Annotated in this window: 17 protein-coding genes; 8 read left to right on the top strand and 9 right to left on the bottom strand. The window is 45.5% G+C overall.

Annotated elements, in window-relative coordinates; all coding sequences use genetic code 11:
- Both KDK16_RS07360 and KDK16_RS07355 read right to left on the bottom strand, forming a co-directional pair.
- Positions 1 to 929, bottom strand: a 929-nt coding sequence (locus KDK16_RS07360; protein WP_257275386.1) for a glycosyltransferase, incomplete at its 3' end; no start/stop codon positions are given.
- Positions 930 to 1015: 86 nt separating this feature from the next.
- The gene (locus KDK16_RS07355; protein ID WP_257275384.1) at positions 1016 to 1867 is read right to left on the bottom strand and encodes a glycosyltransferase; all 852 of its coding nucleotides are present in this window, start codon (positions 1865 to 1867) and stop codon (positions 1016 to 1018) included.
- A gap of 392 nt (positions 1868 to 2259) precedes the next feature.
- Here KDK16_RS07355 and KDK16_RS07350 point away from each other — a divergent pair, with 392 nt between their 5' ends.
- The 4 genes from KDK16_RS07350 to KDK16_RS07335 all read left to right on the top strand — a co-directional run bounded on the left by KDK16_RS07350 (position 2260) and on the right by KDK16_RS07335 (position 5112).
- The gene (locus KDK16_RS07350; RefSeq protein ID WP_257275382.1) at positions 2260 to 3273 is read left to right on the top strand and encodes an O-antigen ligase; all 1014 of its coding nucleotides are present in this window, start codon (positions 2260 to 2262) and stop codon (positions 3271 to 3273) included.
- Positions 3270 to 3869 carry a GDP-mannose 4,6-dehydratase gene (locus KDK16_RS07345; protein WP_257275381.1) on the top strand — a complete coding sequence of 200 codons (600 nt, stop codon included), beginning with the start codon at positions 3270 to 3272 and terminating at the stop codon, positions 3867 to 3869. The genes KDK16_RS07350 and KDK16_RS07345 overlap by 4 nt, the downstream gene beginning before the upstream one ends.
- Positions 3870 to 3873: 4 nt before the next feature.
- Positions 3874 to 4740 carry a glucose-1-phosphate thymidylyltransferase RfbA gene (gene rfbA / locus KDK16_RS07340; RefSeq protein WP_257275380.1) on the top strand — a complete coding sequence of 289 codons (867 nt, stop codon included), beginning with the start codon at positions 3874 to 3876 and terminating at the stop codon, positions 4738 to 4740.
- A 132-nt stretch (positions 4741 to 4872) separates the two neighbouring features.
- Positions 4873 to 5112 (top strand): acyl carrier protein, encoded by a 240-nt coding sequence (locus tag KDK16_RS07335; RefSeq protein ID WP_257275379.1) that lies wholly within the window; start codon positions 4873 to 4875, stop codon positions 5110 to 5112.
- Positions 5113 to 5144: 32 nt separating this feature from the next.
- On the opposite strand, the gene KDK16_RS07330 is transcribed toward KDK16_RS07335, so the two are convergent.
- From KDK16_RS07330 to KDK16_RS07300, 7 genes are all read right to left on the bottom strand, one after another.
- The gene (locus KDK16_RS07330) at positions 5145 to 5435 is read right to left on the bottom strand and encodes an addiction module antidote protein (protein ID WP_257275378.1); all 291 of its coding nucleotides are present in this window, start codon (positions 5433 to 5435) and stop codon (positions 5145 to 5147) included.
- The gene (locus KDK16_RS07325) at positions 5435 to 5734 is read right to left on the bottom strand and encodes a type II toxin-antitoxin system RelE/ParE family toxin (protein ID WP_257255170.1); all 300 of its coding nucleotides are present in this window, start codon (positions 5732 to 5734) and stop codon (positions 5435 to 5437) included. The genes KDK16_RS07330 and KDK16_RS07325 overlap by 1 nt, the downstream gene beginning before the upstream one ends.
- Before the next feature lie 309 nt (positions 5735 to 6043).
- On the bottom strand, positions 6044 to 6436 hold the full coding sequence (locus tag KDK16_RS07320; protein ID WP_257275377.1) for a type II toxin-antitoxin system VapC family toxin: 393 nt from the start codon (positions 6434 to 6436) through the stop codon (positions 6044 to 6046).
- Positions 6437 to 6776: 340 nt separating this feature from the next.
- A complete protein-coding gene (locus tag KDK16_RS07315) occupies positions 6777 to 8003 on the bottom strand; it encodes a pyridoxal-dependent decarboxylase, exosortase A system-associated (protein ID WP_257275375.1) in 1227 nt (408 codons plus the stop codon).
- A complete protein-coding gene (locus KDK16_RS07310; protein WP_257275374.1) occupies positions 8000 to 9586 on the bottom strand; it encodes an acyl-CoA ligase (AMP-forming), exosortase A system-associated in 1587 nt (528 codons plus the stop codon). The genes KDK16_RS07315 and KDK16_RS07310 overlap by 4 nt, the downstream gene beginning before the upstream one ends.
- A gap of 136 nt (positions 9587 to 9722) precedes the next feature.
- Positions 9723 to 10805 carry a Fic/DOC family N-terminal domain-containing protein gene (locus KDK16_RS07305; protein WP_257255176.1) on the bottom strand — a complete coding sequence of 361 codons (1083 nt, stop codon included), beginning with the start codon at positions 10803 to 10805 and terminating at the stop codon, positions 9723 to 9725.
- Between the two features lie 176 nt (positions 10806 to 10981).
- On the bottom strand, positions 10982 to 12661 hold the full coding sequence (locus tag KDK16_RS07300; RefSeq protein WP_257275373.1) for an endonuclease/exonuclease/phosphatase family protein: 1680 nt from the start codon (positions 12659 to 12661) through the stop codon (positions 10982 to 10984).
- A gap of 315 nt (positions 12662 to 12976) precedes the next feature.
- Here KDK16_RS07300 and KDK16_RS07295 point away from each other — a divergent pair, with 315 nt between their 5' ends.
- The 4 genes from KDK16_RS07295 to KDK16_RS07280 all read left to right on the top strand — a co-directional run bounded on the left by KDK16_RS07295 (position 12977) and on the right by KDK16_RS07280 (position 15828).
- Complete coding sequence (locus tag KDK16_RS07295; RefSeq protein ID WP_257255178.1) at positions 12977 to 13708, top strand: lipopolysaccharide kinase InaA family protein; 732 nt, start codon at positions 12977 to 12979, stop codon at positions 13706 to 13708.
- Between the two features lie 6 nt (positions 13709 to 13714).
- Complete coding sequence (locus KDK16_RS07290) at positions 13715 to 14011, top strand: hypothetical protein (RefSeq protein ID WP_257275372.1); 297 nt, start codon at positions 13715 to 13717, stop codon at positions 14009 to 14011.
- A gap of 499 nt (positions 14012 to 14510) precedes the next feature.
- Entirely contained in the window at positions 14511 to 14756 is a 246-nt protein-coding gene (locus KDK16_RS07285) for a hypothetical protein (protein ID WP_257275370.1), read from the top strand.
- Between the two features lie 28 nt (positions 14757 to 14784).
- Complete coding sequence (locus tag KDK16_RS07280; RefSeq protein ID WP_257275369.1) at positions 14785 to 15828, top strand: alpha-2,8-polysialyltransferase family protein; 1044 nt, start codon at positions 14785 to 14787, stop codon at positions 15826 to 15828.
- Positions 15829 to 16261: the final 433 nt, after the last annotated feature.

Here is a 16261-nt window from a genome sequence, read left to right as displayed (position 1 = left end):
AAACTCTCTGAATCACCCGCTTTACAAACCTGGCCCAGCCCTTCTATGTAAGGCTTTATGGTATCTATATCTGACCCAATGACAGGTAATGCTCCAGACATGCCTTCCAGTAACGCAAGGGGCAGACCTTCGGTGAAGGAGGGCAGAGTAAAGACATCAAACGCCTTAACATATTTAATAGCCTCTGCTCTTTTTCCCAGCAGAAAAACACTGTTTTGCAAACCAAGGTCACTGATCTTTTGCCTGAGGTTTTGCTCTTCTTCACCGTAACCAATGATGCCTACTGCTGCTGTCGGGTATTTCCTGTTAACCTGAGCCAGAGCATCAATCATTACAGCATGACCTTTGATCTCGACCAATCGACCTATTGTGCCAAAAATAAAGCGATCATCAGGCAGTCCCAGTTCCTGCCTCGCCTGCTCCTGGCTTAGCTGAATAGAAACGGCCTGTTCAATGTCAATAGCATTGCTGATCGCTGCCGTATTATTCTCATTTAAGCGATTTATAGTGTTCATAAGATAGTTCTGAACAGGCTTGGATACCCCTACAAAGCACCAGCGGTCATCAGCCAGCCTGTTAACCAGCTTCTGCCGATAAGAGCGGTCATAATCACCAAAACCATGGGCGATACTGATAAAAGCTTTTGTGTTCAGCTTCCTGGCCAGGTTGAGCATGATGTGAGTCGGTTTGAAGCGATGGCAAATGATGCCATCAAAATGATGATCCCGACAAAATCGTAACACTTGTCGTATAGCAAACCAGCGTCGAATTCCTTTTAGCTGCTTGCTACTAAAATCAAAATAGACAGATTTACCGGCAGCACTGACAGGCTGCCCTGCTTCTGGCTTTCCTTTTAGAAAGGCTGTTGTAATTTCATATTGATCAGCTGGCAGTGCCTTGATGATTTGTTCTGCCAAGTCCGATGACATGACATTAAAACTGTTCTGAAGCTGTAAGATTTGCTTCTTGTTGCTCACCGTAAGGTACCTCTGGGCCGAGTAGCCTGACTGATAGATTATTTTGCAAACAGAAGTTTAAAAATCCCCCTCAATGTCTTGGCTCGATAGGCATTGAGAGGAATCATTGAAAGAATCTTTCTGGCCAACGGCTTATCTGACTTTACTGCCATCAACAAATAACTGTGCAAAGTTCGCAGCCTCATTTGCTCATATTTGGGGTGATCTGAAAAGCACTTGTAAGTAGCTAGCACTGCATTCAACATCAACTCCAGATTCTTATAAGTGTTGGTGTCGTGAATACGATAATAGGCAAGCACATCATTAAGCACACCTATCCGATAGCCCATTGAGGTAATCTTGAATTCAATGTAAAGGTCTTCTAGACGAATCTCAGGATCAAAGCCTCCCGCTTCAAGTAATACATCCTTGCGAAGCATAAGGGTAGGCGCAGGTACTCCCTTCTTGCGATTCCTGTATATATCGTCAAATTCCAACACTCGCTCTGGATATATTTTTTGGGCTCTGTGGAGCTGCCCCTGTCCATCTATGCATAATATATTTCCTCCACTGATAGCCAGGTGAGGATTCTGTTTCATATAGGATACTTGTTTTTCGACTCTATCCAGCATCATGATATCGTCCGACCCAAAGGGAACGATAAACTCACCTGATGTCAGGTCCAGGGCCCTATTGAGAGTTTTTGCCAGTCCCATGTTTTCTTGTACAATAAACTGAAAATCATGCTCATCTTGTAAAGTCTGGATAATTTTGACACTTTCATCCGTCGAGCCATCATCAATCACGATCAGTTCAAAATCCTGGAAGGTCTGCCGAACAACACTCTCAATGGATCGAGCTACGTATTGAGCATGATTAAAGGAGGCAATGATGACAGATACTGAAGGCATTTTCTGGTTAACTTAAAATTCGATGTATCATCATTGTATCATATTGTCTTACCTTCCATAGAATGACTATGTACATAAGTACCTCTAAAACTTCTGGATAAACTTGGGCCTTGCATTTATGTTCGAAGCTTACATTTTTTTGCCTGTCACCCGATACTATACTTTCGCGCTTGTTTGAGTATTAACACCTTCTAATGACCGTTTCACGAATTGACAATAACCTAGTAAAGTTCATACTCCCACTCGGGCTGGCTGTCCAGATATCGGGCATTCACTGGCTTGGTCGAGGGGCGGATGTCAGCCAAACCTACACTTGGCTTCTGTTTCCAGCCCTAATTTGTTTCCTCCTCAACTTCAACCGATGGAAAGACTGGCGACCAGACAGGCAAGAAATGTGCATCGCTGGCTTTCTGCTTCTGGCTATTGCTTCTTGGTGGTGGGGTAGCTCCCAAAAGCCCTGGATTGATGTATTGAAAAAATGTCTATATATATCTATGTACCTTTATGCAATCGTCAGGCTCTCTCAAAAAGGGCACTTGCTTGAAAAAGCATTGCTTGCATCTGCCGCAATTGCCGTATTAGGTGCCGCTGTGGCACTGACCAATCAATACCTGATACAGGGTCATAGTTTCCAATATCGATCATACAGAATATTCAGCATGGGTATTGCCGGGCTGGGAGATTTTAACAACCCCATTCCCTCAGGTATTTATTTTGGCGCGATCGCAACATTGCTCTTTAGCTGGACCTGTACAACTCTGCTAAAGCCATGGCAATTGATTCTGTCCGCACTGGGTGTATGCACCCTACTTCTGTATGTACTCATGACAGGCTCTCGAGGACCACAGCTGGCAACAGCCATAGCCTTGCTTTCGGCATGTTTGATCATCAGGAGCAAACAAACCAAATTTTTTCTGATGCTGGGTATCTTAATAGCCATCATCGGTATGTATCTTTTTCAGGATACATTTTTCGATATTAACAATGACTCCACTCTGAATGGCCGAGTGCCAATCTGGCTAGCCAGCCTAAAGCACATCTCGGAAAGTGTATGGTTCGGTCGTGGCGTGGATTATAAGATGACCATTCCCTGGAAAGGAACTTACTTTCTCTACGCTCATAATTACTACCTCCAATCCGTAGTGTATTACGGACTTACGGGTTTTGCCTTGTTTGCTGGAATCGTTGGCTCAACCATCATACTTATCAAGAAACATTGGCAAAAAAGGCTTGTAAAAGTCAGTTTCTTCCTTCTTGTTTATGGAATGAGTTGCATGTTGACAGAAGTATCACGCCTTATCATCATTCCAGATGAAGTCTGGCTGATTTTCTGGCTGCCAGTCGGTTTGGTGATTGGAGCAAAATACAAATCATACCCCTCTGAGGATAAGGCTTCAGGCAAATGAACATCGTGATCACCGGAGGTGCCGGTTTCATGGGTGAGGCACTGGCGAGATACATCATCCGCCAGACAGATCACCATGTCATCAACGTAGATAAACTTGCCTGTGCTGTTACCCTTGACCCTTTGACCGAAACAATGGATCACTTTCAACAGGTTGATATTTGCCACGCTCAAGCCATTGAAGAATTACTGGCTCACTATCAACCCGATGCTATTATGCATTTGGCTACTGAAACTCACGTTGACCGCTCTATTATTGATAGCTCTGCCGACTTTATTCAAAACAACACACTAGGTACATTCTCTCTACTGAAGTCAACCAGAAAATATTGGCTCGGATTATCGATGGAATCCAGACAGAGGTTCAGGTTTCACCATATTTTTACTGACGAGGCTTATGGTGGTTTGGGTGAAACAGAAGTTCGCTACGCTATTGATGTCGGCAATATTGCCAGAGAACTGGGGTGGGTCCCGGAAGAGACCTTTGAGCCAGGCATTAAAAACACAATACTCTGGTATCACGAGAATCAACCCTGGTGCCAAGCCGTCCAGTCCGGCAACTACCAGAGACGGCGCTTGAGTATAGAGAGCAAATAGTACTATGAAAGGGATTATTCTTGCCGGTGGGTCTGGCAAACGACTCTATCCAGTCACTCAAGCTGTATCCAAACAGTTAACCCCTGTGTATGACAAACCAATGATCTATTACCCACTCAGCACACTCATGCTGGCGGGCATCAGAGAGATTCTTGTCATAACGACACCTGAGGACCAAAAGCAATTCCAGCGTCTTCTTGGAAGCGGCCGACAGTGGGGATGCTCTATCCATTACGAGGTGCAACCTTCCCCAGATGGACTGGCACAAGCTTTTATCATTGGCTCGAGATTTCTTGGCAATGATCCTTGCGCACTGGTTCTGGGAGACAATCTGTTTTTCGGCGACAAGCTAGCCAGCATGATGCAGCAGGCGGTTCTTCGAAGCAACGACTGCGCCACCGTTTTTGCCTACCCTGTTCAAGACCCCAAACGCTATGGTGTCGTTGAATTTGACGATGATGGAACAGCAATATCAATCCAGGAAAAGCCCACCGCACCCAAGTCACGCCACGCTGTAACAGGGCTGTATTTTTACGATAACCAGGTCATTGATATTGCCAAAGAGGTTCGACCATCCGAAAGGGGTGAGCTGGAGATAACGACCGTCAATCAGATCTACCTTGAGCTGCGAAAACTTAAGGTTGAAGTGATGGGCAGAGGCATGGCCTGGCTGGATACAGGTACTCACGATGCACTTCTTGAAGCCAGCCACTTCGTACAAACAATAGAGAAACGTCAGGGCTTGAAAATTGCGGCTCTGGAAGAAATTGCCTGGAGGAATGGCTGGATTAATGACTCAGAGTTTCAAGAACTGGCAACAGGTCTCCTGAAGAGTGGTTATGGGCGCTATTTGCTGTCCTTGATGAACTGAGCAGAACGCAGCAAACACACCAACACCACCAGCTTGATACCAACCCTGAAACTCTATAGAGTTGCCTCTCTGATTTATTTGTACAGATTGTTCAAGGGCCGGGCTCCAGAGCGGCAGCACCAGGAAACATAAATGGCACACATTGACGAACTCAAAACGATACTGGCGGAAGTGCTGGAGGTCGAGACCCAGACCTTTGACGAAGAGACCCAACTTCTGGGTGCTCTTCCTGAGTTTGACTCCATGGCCGTAGTGGGGGTGATTACCGCTATGGAAGAGTCTTTTGGCATCAACGTAGCCGATGATGATATTGATGCGACCATCTTCGAAACAGTTGGTAGTTTGTTGGGCTATATTAACCGGGCTACCTGAGTCGTTTTTTGTTTCGAAATGAGCCCAATGTGTCAGGCTTTTTGAGATTTTGGAGTGATGCCAAAACCCAGAGCCTGCATAACGCTCAGGATGGTTTTTAATGTTGGGTTTCCGTCTTCGCTAAATGAGCGATACAGTTGCTCACGGGAAAGGCCGGTTTGTCTGGCAACGTTGCTCATACCCTCAGCCCGGGCAACAACCCCCAGAGCCTTGGCAATATAAGAAGCGTCACCAGTCTCAAAAGCATCAGTAATAAACACCTCTCTGGCTTCCGGGCTGTACAGTGCTTCTGCGGGATCGTAATCGTATACGGGTTCAGTCATCATTTTTTCCTCCATTGTTTTGCCAGCTGTTTAGCAAGTTCTATATCTTTGCTCTGCGTGCTCTTGTTCCCTCCACACAGCAGAAGAATGATCTCGCCTCCTTGTTGGCGGAAGTACACTCGGTATCCGGGGCCATAATGAACTCTCAGCTCGCTGACCCCCTGACCAACTGGGGAAACATCACCGGGAAGGCCGTTAGCCAAGCGAAATATTCGAGCTGCTATGGTGGCTTTTGCCCGGGCATCCTTTAACTTGCGCTCCCAATTACGATAGGTTTCAGTTTCTCTAATGGTGATCATATAATAAATTGTAGTTTATAAACTACAAAATAAAAAGGCTATATGTTGTAGCCAACAGCCAAGCTGTTATGTCCCATAACGTTCGCCCTGAGCAACAAAAACAGCACTACAGGGTGTCGCCAACACCACTAAACCTGAGTTAACTGGCATTCACTTTGTCTGCCGAAATACTGCCTCTGTACTGCTTCTGCTGAGAAAAAAATTTCAAACGAGACAGCAACAATCGTTTTCCCGCGAGCCACCGCTCATCGGCCTGTAATGCCCCGACACTCATTGCTTTACAGATAGGCCAACATAACTGGCTGGCAATCACCACAATGTCTTCAATTCTCTTACCGCAGTAAGTTTACTATCACATGTTACCAAATATGCCTGGTAGTAGATCGCGGTGGCACCAATGAGACGATCAGCAGGATCCTTATGGCTAAAACAAGAGCTGATAGAGAGTTTTGCAATCTCTGGTGATATAGGAAGTACAGTAAGCCTGTTAGCACTAATAACATCTTTAAGAAAGCTACTAATATCCACACTAAGGGTCAAACGCTTTTTTGCTAACAGCATAGAAATTTCCCACATAGAAATATCACAGTATGCGAGTTCGCCTTTCTCTCTTGCTGCTTCGAGAGTTTTGTGCGCTTTAGCTGACAATTTGTCTGGGGCGATAGCATCAAATATCAGCACATGCGTATCCAGGATGATCACTTCTCTGCATCCCAGCTTTCGCCGAGCGGTGAAATAACATCACCTATCTGGCATTGAGAAGCCATTTTGTTTAACCTGTTTCTAGCCTCACTCTCCCCATCTGGCTCAGGGATAATACGTGCAATAATTTCACCATGTCTGGATAGGGCCAAGCTTTCTCCATTGCTGACCCGTGCAAGCCAAACCTGCAAGTTTTCTCGAAAGTCAGATACTTTCACCTATACAGTTTCCATACTCTCTCCCGTTTTATTCGTATGTAAAGATTCGTACAATAATGCGTACAAAATGTATAGACCATAGCCATTACCTTCGCAATCCTGTCGATACCGACTGACCTGTCTCAAACCAGAAGCTCTTTCACTTCAGGATGACTCAGGAACTTCTGCGGACTGGCTGTGGCTCCGTAAGCACCCGACTGAAACACAACAACCAGATCACCCACATCTGCCACAGGCAACTCCAGCTTGGCCCCAACAATATCCAGGGGCGTGCATAACGGCCCAACGATCTCAACGGTTTCTTTCTCTTCGGATGTGATGCAATTGGCAATCAGAACAGGGTAATTTTTACGGATAACCTGACCAAAATTACCAGAGTTTGACAGGTGATGATGTAACCCGCCATCGGTCATCAGGAAAGTCTGCCCTCTGGATGCTTTTTTATCCGTAACCTGGCAGAAGTAGTAACCCGCTTCTGCGACCAGATATCGACCTAACTCCATAACCATTTCAGCATTTTTTAGTCGACCCGTGCGAGCCCCCATCAGCTTTTGAAGATGTTCAGCAATGGGGATAATATCCAGTGCCTGCTCACCCGGAAAATAAGGAATCCCCAGACCACCACCGATGTTGATATGCTGAACCGGGACAGGAGCCAACTCACAGAGTCGTGCAGCCAGCTCAAATGTTTTCCCGTGAGCATCAATCAACGCATCTGGATTCAGATTCTGTGATCCGGAAAAAATATGAAAACCATAAAAGTCCACTTTTCCGGTATCCAGCTCAGATAACATTTCAGGCATTAATTCAGCGTCAATACCAAACTGCTTTGGGCCGCCGGCCATTTTCATGCCAGACGACTTAAGCTCAAAGTCTGGATTTACGCGAAAAGCTACTTTGGGCTTCAACTGCAACTCAGAGGAAAGCTGATAAAGCCTTTCCAGCTCCAGGCTGGATTCGACATTAATCACTATGCTTGCAGCGACAGCCGCCCTGAGTTCTTCTACTTTTTTTGCAGGCCCGGCAAAGCTAATCGATTCAGGATCAACACCCGAACCGATAGCAACCATCATCTCCCTCTGGGACGCCACATCCAGGCCATCCACCAGACCTGCCATATGATGAACAACGGCGGGCATTGGGTTGGCTTTGATCGCATAATGCAACTTTAAGTCAGAAGGCATCACCGTTCGCAGAGACTGCACCCGCTCAGTGAGAGAATCTCTGTCGTATATGTAACAAGGTGTTCCGCCCGCCATGGCAACCAGCTGATCAGCAGGACGACCTGCGACCTGAAGACGATTATTCTTAACTGAAATTCTCTGCAAACGATCGTGCTGCTTGCTCATTTATTTTCTCCGGATACAAACAGATTTTCGTATTCTGCAGCTAAGGTTTTTCGGTCTATTTTGCCGTTTGGATTTCTGGCTAAAGCACTTTGAGTAATCACCCGCAAAGGCACCATGTAGGTTGGCACGTGTTTTTGGAAATGTTTGATAACCGCTTTCTCTTCAACAGGCTCATCTGTCGCAGATACCACGACTAGCACGATAGCCTGACCCAGCCGGTGATGGGAAACACCAATAGCCGCTGCTTCAGCTACCATCCCGGATGTGTACATTAGCTCCTCAAGCTCACTGGGACTGACCCGGTAGCCCGACGTCTTGATCATGTCATCCTTGCGGCCAACAAAATACAAATAACCGTCTTCATCCCGGGTGACAATATCACCCGACCAGACAGCCAACTCAGGGGTTGGGATTTCCTGAATAGACAAAGGTACAGGTTTGAAACGCTCTCTGGTTCGTTCAGGGTCATTCCAATAACCGAGCGCCACCAGACTTCCCCGGTGAACCAGCTCACCCGGCTCATGGGGTTTACAGGGTAACCCACTCTCATTGATGACCAGTAATTCAGCATTGGGAATAGCCCTGCCCATAGAGCCTGGACGATGATCCACGTCTTCAGGTCGCAAATAGCTCGATCGAAAAGCTTCCGTCAAGCCATACATTAAATAAGGTGAAGCCTGTGGCATTTTATTTCTAAGCGCATCCAGTATTGACGATGGCATAGCCCCACCCGAATTCGTGAAATACCTCAGACTCAATGCCGCTTCTTCAGGCCAGCTCATTTCAGAAAGCTGCACCCAAAGAGGAGGCACCAGAGCCAGGCCGGTAATTTTCTGCTGAGCCACCTGTTTGATGATATCTCCGGGCAGCAGATACTCCAGCAGGTAGCAGCTGGCACCGGAAGCAAAGGCAGTGGTTAATTGGCTGAAACCATAGTCAAAACTAAATGGCAGTACACATAAAAGTCGATCCTGATGGGTATTCCCGAGATATTCACAGACGCTATACGCCCCGGCCACCATATTACGATGAGAAAGCACGACCCCCTTGGGCTTACCGGTACTTCCGGAGGTGTAGAGAATGGCCGCCATATCCATATCAATAGTGGGCGGTTGAGACCAGGTGTCCTCTTCCTTCAGGAAATCTGGCCAGGCAATAACCCGAACACGACTTTTTTCCTCTGAGAACCCATCCACCAGAATGGCATGGCTCAGATCGTGGCAATCAGTCAGGCTGGCCTCCATCTGCCTGAAGCGAGCCTTATTCGTGATCAGAACTCTGGCTTTACAATCCGCCAGAATATGCTGCACCTGAGGCGCTTTTAACACAGGATTGACCGGAACCATGACCCCACCGGCTGCCGTTGCTCCAAAATAACTGAAAACAGCCTCAGCGGTTTTTGGCAGATAAACAGCCACCCTCTCATGTCTGGATAGTCCCAGTCTCTGCAAGCCTGAGGCTACACTTTTTACGTGCAAGGCAACCGAAGCATAATCATACCACTGAGATTTCACCCCCAGAGCCTCATGCAGAGGTGCTTTTTCAGCCTGATCAAAGAGTAATTGATGTAACAGCTGGCTCATTCAGGAATCCGTAATACCTTTTCTGATCAGCTATTGTAACAAACAAGGATTTTGAAAAGCACGATGCAGAAAAGTACCCTTCGGCAACCGATCTGAGAGCTTGTCTCTATGGCTGACTTTCCCAAATCGATGATGATCACTGACCAATATTCAGGAACAAGTCAACCAGAGGCTCGTTAATATAATAATTGCTTCGCCCCATTTTCTGCTTAAGCAAAAAGCCCTTGCTGCACAGCTGATTCAGGTATTTGGTGGCGGTCAGTCGGCTAACATTCAGCTCTTTTTCAATAAACTCGATTTTCGTGTAAGGATGGCAGAACAGATGATTGAGCAGATCCTGACTGTAAATTTTAGGTAGTTCTTCACGCATTCTATGCTTTACAGCCTGCATCCGGGTTTTTATTTCATCAATCAGAGTTGTGGTTTCTTTTGACGTTTCTGATACGGCTTCAAGCATGAACAGTAACCAGCCTTCCCAATCCTGAAGGTCTCTCACTGCCTGTAACCGTGAGTAGTACTGAGCCTTGTTTCGAATAATATAACGGCTTAAATAGAGCACTGGCAGGTCCAGCAACTGCTGAGTGACCAGATAAAGTATATTGATGATTCGACCTGTTCGGCCATTCCCATCGTAAAATGGGTGAATACTTTCAAACTGGAAGTGAATAACCGCCATTTTCACCAACGGATCATTGTCTGAAAGCCCATGATCATTGAGATAAGCCACCAGGTTTGTCATAAGTGACTCAACCCTTTCCGGGTTTTGAGGAGGGGTATAAATAACTTCACCCGTGGAGGTGTTTTTTAGCTCGGTACCGGGCAATTTGCGTAAGCCTGCCCGGTTTTCTTCCAGTGTTTGCTGAATATCGAGAATATCCTGAAAGCGAAGCATTCCTGTTTTTCTGACGGTATCGAAGCCACGGCTCAGTGCCCTGGAGTAGCTTTTAACTTCTTTGGTTGCCGGGCTGTAGGGTAGCACTGTCAGGTTGTTTTTAAACAGTTCATCATGAGTTGTGACAATATTCTCCACCTCTGAGCTGTCTTTGGCTTCCTGAAGCGTCAGGGTGCTGATCAAGATGGTTTCGTTGGGAATAGAGCGTACTACTCCTTTAAGTTCTGCCAGATGCCGGTGGGCTAAAGCCAGTTTTTTTAATACCCGGCGTGTTTCCAGCTCATTTTCCCGGGGCAGGGGTAGATCAGTTGGTTGGTAAGGGGTCACAGTGACTCACAACATGTATAGGAAAGTGCCATTTTCTATACAGGTTATCAGAACATGTATAGAAAACCGATATTTACTATACACATTCGTTGAATCCATATAGAGGAACAGCACTTCTCATTATGTCATAAAATAAATGACAATAGCGTAAACAACCGCATTACAGAAATTACAGTTTACCCGATGTTCGACCCAGGCGTTTCGGAAACAGGATTCATGCTTTGCCTGACCATTTTTTCAAGCCGGTTAAGCTCACTCACAATATCAGGTTCCCCTTCATTCTGATCCCTGAGTTCAGCAATTTTATGCAGGGGATTGACGCCTGCGAACTGCGGATCAACCAGATTCTCGCTGATCTGATTACCGGACCGATGGCCATAGGCAAGCTTCAGTTTATTAACCAGTTCCCTGACCTTCGGGGCCTTATAATCCTCCAGCTCCAAGCCAGCAATGACAGCAGAAAATCCTTCCGCTTCCCGATAGATAACCGACACCGGCAAATGGTCAGATAACCCGCTTTCCAGATCATTATTAACATCGAGCCCCAGTTGCCGTATTTCTGTATGGGATGCCCATTTTTTTTCAGTGTCCCCATGAACCATCTGGAAGTCATAAATACACTGCCTTGCCACCTCGGGATGATCTTTCCAGCGCCTGCTACCCCATGGTTGATGCATTCTGTTTCCGGCGCCAAGATACCATGTTCCATCGGGCTCCCGACGATCTTCCGGCTCGATGCTTGCCTGGTCACTGTTGACAAAAAATGACTCGCTGCGGTCAACCAGCCGGGTATCATTTTCTTCATCATGGGTATCGTAGTAACTGTTAGAGAAACCTGTTCCCAGTGCCATCATGGCATTTTCGAACTCTGAGTTTTTACTCACCCTACCCTGCTCGTCTGACCGGGCACTGTTCAGATCTCCCATCAGGAAGGTGCCATGGTGGTGTATGTTATTACGCCTGTCGTTATCGCTATCCTCCTGAACCCAAGCTCTTATCTGAAGCAGCTCGTTATAGCGAATCGCCTCATAGGTTTGACCATCCTTGGCCTGAAGGTGGGTATTATAAACAACGGCCGTTTTATCGTTGCCGAGATCCAGCACGATCCGCAGCAAGCCTTTATTGGCCAGCTGGTCTTCTGCTGCCAGATCAGAGAAAGGCCGGAATGTTGCCTCCTTTACGGGATATTTGCTGGCAATGGCCAGACCACTGCTCAATCCGGTTTCCCGGGGCGCAACACTGTGAACAATATGGTGGTAGTGGCCACTGAGATCCTTACAGAGCTGCTTCGTCGCCTGCTGGTCAAACGCCTCCTGGAAGCAGACAACATCCGGAGTAGCATCAGGATTTCGGGTTAATGCTTCGGCAATCTCATGACTACGCTGCTGTGATGAGCGCAGGTCGTTCAGGTTACGGATAAACGACGGCATCAGGCCAGTGTTATAGGTCATCAAATGCAGGCCCCGCTCAGGATTATAAATTGCGGGTGGAACTGAAGACTGAATCAGGGAAATTTCGTTCCTGAACAGATTGCCGATCATGCGCAGGGAGAACCCCAATGCTCCCAATGCCAATGAGGGTACCAGAAATAGCGTAACGGCAGTCGCCCGGGCTACCTTCCTGGCCCACAGTGGTACATTTTGCTTCCGTTTCTCACCTTCGGCAGGCGTGTTGCTTTTGCCTGGCCGGTCATGGGCGAACAGCTTTGTTGCCGAATTGGCGACCAGTGAAACCGGTCGGGACAGAAACCGACCAACGTAGTGGCAACCACGACCAAAGCGGTTGTGAGAATAAACATAGTCATTATCTCTGGGCAGATAATGGGTCTGTGCTTTAGATGGTTGAACTGCAGGCATACAGTTTCCTCTGGTTTGTCTGCTGCTTATATCGGCATCGACAATTACTCTTATCACTTAAAGGCTTTCGCACCGTTTTTTTCTGTGAGCTGCTTGCGCCAACTAAAAAATGCCACTCCCGGGTATTTTTTAAACCAGAGACAATGAGACGGGAATTACATGACGATCAGCACTGATTTTTGCGACTGGGTTGTGACTTGAATATGATCCGGCCCAGCGGAAGCTGCAGAATAAATCACTCCTCAGATCAATGATCTATCTGTTATACTCTCGCTCCATCAGATTGTCTGAGCCAGTGAGCAAAAAAACCGTTCTATGCAGCCTGACTTTGAGCACGATGTTTCCCAACTTGAAAACAATATCCTTCCTGACAACTGGGAGTGGATCAGCTGTTCCAAACAGGCCAGAATGGCACGCTATATCGGCACTCCTGGCTGCTACTTCAAAGAGTTCATACCCAAGAGCAACCTGGAAATTCTTAAGTCCAAAATCAGGGGCACTCGTTGTGAAGTTTGGGTGAAACAGGCCAGAATTGCAGTGGATGCGGGGTTTGAAATTCCGGAAATATTGGCATCCGGAGTGCTCAAAAATAAGAATCACTACTTAATTACTGCAGCGGGTCCTAATGGCTCTGCCTCTGAATATCTGGTCAAAAAACCTGAAAATGATGAGCCCATGCGTCAAGCATGGATCAAGGCTTTTGGCCACTATATTGGTCAGATGCACAAAGCAGGTATTGTTCATGGAGACCTGCGCGCAGGCAATATTTTGATGGAACCGAGCCTGCCTCCACGTTTCGTTATGATCGATATTGAACGCAACAGTTTCCACTCAGAAGTGCCTCTTTCACTGGTGAAAAAGAATCTGGTCCAGTTGATTAAGAGAATATCCTTCAAACATTTTACCGCTAAGGATAGAGTGCTTTTTTTCAGGCACTATAACCTTGCTTATAAGCGATTTGATAAAAAGGCTCAGAAGGCACTCGCCTTTGAAGTGATCAGGCTTGTGAAAAAACAAAATCTTTGGGGCGGTGGCAGGAATGCATAGAAGTATATGCCTTCCGTCCTTGAGAAACTGGTTTATCATTCTGACTGTTACTTTGGAGCCTGTGTTAACTCCACTTTGAAATGCAATAACTCCGGCCAAACCAAGCCGGAGAATCCCCTGGATCTTGCTATTCCAGATCGCTCGACAATCGTGAACCTTCGTCATCTGTCTAGAAAGCATCATCTCGAACAAAACATCTACGCACACATGCAAGTAAAAACACCAAAAACCAAAGATAATACCGACGACTCTGGCATTGTTTACACAGCCTCTACCAATCGAAATTACATTAATACCTATTGAAGCCAAAAATGCAGCATATATAATTCTGCCATAGCATCTCGTGCGGTAGCCACGTCGAAATTCCGAAAAAACCAGACGAAATCACGGAGAAATCATGAAAGCCCGTGAATCCAGTAATCTGTAGCTTATATTTGTTTTCTTACTCATACGTCTGTCACCTTATGCCTGTAACATCAGGATATGACCTCAGCACGAGTGCTCAGGATTTGATTTCAAAAATCTCTATTATTAGTCTCCCATATCAAGCAGGGAATATGTCGCATCAGGAATAAACTTCACTGGAAGCTTGATATTTCGATGAGAAAAGATGAGTGTCAAATTAGAAGAAATGATGATGCAGAAGTCTTGGCAGGATTTGATCAAATTGCAGTCATACTGCTAAACAATACGGAAACCTTCAAAAGAGTCCTGAAGAGTACACAAGACAGCCAATGTGTACACGCTACCTTACTAAAGCCCATGCCAGGCCAACACTTTCATGATTTTGCCGTGATCTCAAATGAGATGTTGCAATCTCACGGTTGTAAAAAAGTCAGAGACTCTCAACTTGCCTTTTATTCCTGGTGTTGCCACACCTTCTGAAATTGAAACCGCACATGAAAAAGGTTACAAGCTGCTTAAGCTTTTCCCTGCCAAGGTTCTCGGGGGAGAAACACAGATTACTATAGCTTATATATTCATTTTTATAAGAAAAGACCAATTAATGAAGCTAATCAGCCTCCCCAATCTCTTTATTAAAAAATAATCCAACACATAGACAGAATTGATCCACCATGAAAACAAAGAACTCATCAATTAATATCTTCTTCATTAACTCATCATTCCAGTTAGTTAGTTCAATACTGATTTCCAAAGACACTGATTCTTTTTTCTTCTGCTTTAAGAAGCAGAATTACGAAGCAGCAAAAGACTACGGCTTAAAAAATGTTTTTCTTCTCAAATATCGAGAATCTTCAATATTTGCAAGAAAGCTATCTACCCGAGAAAACATTAAATTCATTTTTTCAATAATTAAAAGCAACAACCCAGAATCTATAAATTTTCATTCAACTTCAATATCCAGCACAAGATACAATTATTTCATTGCTGCCTCAAAGAAGCACTTTCCAGAAAAGAAAGTCACGTTTAATATAATACCTGACGGAACTCTTAACCTGATAATTCACCCTCTTTCAAAAAACAAGTTAGAACGAGTAAGCAAAAGAAAGAAATCTCTTATTGATAAAGCGATCGGTCTAAAGTACACGCCTTTTAAAGAAGACAGACATGGGATGCTGAGCAACAAGGTATCCCATATTTATACCATTCCGGGAACCTCAGAAAACTTACCAGCAGAGAAGACAAAAGACCTCCCACCCTTTACAACAGAATTTTCAATATCACGCAACAATCAAGAAACTAAGTCTGCACTCATCATCGGTCAACCTCTAACCAACTCGGGCATTACAGATGAAGCTGCCTCAAAAGCTATTAACCAGAACCTTCTTAGTTATCTATGCTCGGAAAATATAAAAGATATACTATTTATCCCGCACCCAACAAACAGGCATGATAAAAAAATAGAGTTTTGTTCCAAAAGTTTTAAAATATACTCAGGTTCATCACCCATTGAGTTGCTAATGATAAAAAATCAATATGATTATATCATTGGTTTTTCCAGCACAGCCTTGATCACAGCCAAACTTATTTATGGAAATAGCAACAAAATAATCAGTATTGGAAATGATTTATTTAACTACAAAGAACACCCCATGCTTAAAAAAATAGTTTCTCATTTTCAAGAGATAGGCGTGGACTGTATGCCTTTAACTCATTAGTGTTAAGTGAGGAGTACTCTAGAGATAGTTTATTCCTCACTCTGTGGCCAACGTCAACACATCAAACCCATCCTCCCTAATGGAGTCTGAGAAAATTGTTATCACATGCAGACTCATCTCTGACAAGTCCTTATTCTGCTCAATGACATAGGGCACTACTTTGCCGGCTACCTCGCGAGCCTCTGCAGGGGACAATTTCGAGACAAAGCTTGATAAGAAAAGGTTAATAGGTGTCCGATAGCAGGTATTCTGCAAGCCCATTAACTCATCGTGCAACACACTCATTCACTGGCAAAGCACCTCAAAACCTCTCTTGGCTGGCATCAATCCCGTATTTACCTCGTTGTGCTGGTTATTTTTGGCCTCATCCAGATGGGCTCAGTCAACCTGTCCCGTATTGCCCGAACTATGGGGCGCGGTACCGAGATCGACT

Source organism: Endozoicomonas sp. SESOKO4 (genome assembly GCF_024606275.1).
The sequence above is the reverse complement of the archived record's forward strand: the minus strand, read 5'-3'. Positions and strand labels throughout refer to the sequence as shown.

Coding starts and splice junctions, on each gene's coding strand:
- KDK16_RS07355 (WP_257275384.1), bottom strand. CDS start 1,867: ATGCCTTCAGTATCTGTCATCATTGCCTCCTTTAATCATGCTCAATAC.
- KDK16_RS07350 (WP_257275382.1), top strand. CDS start 2,260: ATGTGCATCGCTGGCTTTCTGCTTCTGGCTATTGCTTCTTGGTGGTGG.
- KDK16_RS07345 (WP_257275381.1), top strand. CDS start 3,270: ATGAACATCGTGATCACCGGAGGTGCCGGTTTCATGGGTGAGGCACTG.
- rfbA (WP_257275380.1), top strand. CDS start 3,874: ATGAAAGGGATTATTCTTGCCGGTGGGTCTGGCAAACGACTCTATCCA.
- KDK16_RS07335 (WP_257275379.1), top strand. CDS start 4,873: ATGGCACACATTGACGAACTCAAAACGATACTGGCGGAAGTGCTGGAG.
- KDK16_RS07330 (WP_257275378.1), bottom strand. CDS start 5,435: ATGACTGAACCCGTATACGATTACGATCCCGCAGAAGCACTGTACAGC.
- KDK16_RS07325 (WP_257255170.1), bottom strand. CDS start 5,734: ATGATCACCATTAGAGAAACTGAAACCTATCGTAATTGGGAGCGCAAG.
- KDK16_RS07315 (WP_257275375.1), bottom strand. CDS start 8,003: ATGAGCAAGCAGCACGATCGTTTGCAGAGAATTTCAGTTAAGAATAAT.
- KDK16_RS07310 (WP_257275374.1), bottom strand. CDS start 9,586: ATGAGCCAGCTGTTACATCAATTACTCTTTGATCAGGCTGAAAAAGCA.
- KDK16_RS07300 (WP_257275373.1), bottom strand. CDS start 12,661: ATGCCTGCAGTTCAACCATCTAAAGCACAGACCCATTATCTGCCCAGA.
- KDK16_RS07295 (WP_257255178.1), top strand. CDS start 12,977: ATGCAGCCTGACTTTGAGCACGATGTTTCCCAACTTGAAAACAATATC.
- KDK16_RS07290 (WP_257275372.1), top strand. CDS start 13,715: ATGCCTTCCGTCCTTGAGAAACTGGTTTATCATTCTGACTGTTACTTT.
- KDK16_RS07285 (WP_257275370.1), top strand. CDS start 14,511: ATGAGATGTTGCAATCTCACGGTTGTAAAAAAGTCAGAGACTCTCAAC.
- KDK16_RS07280 (WP_257275369.1), top strand. CDS start 14,785: ATGAAAACAAAGAACTCATCAATTAATATCTTCTTCATTAACTCATCA.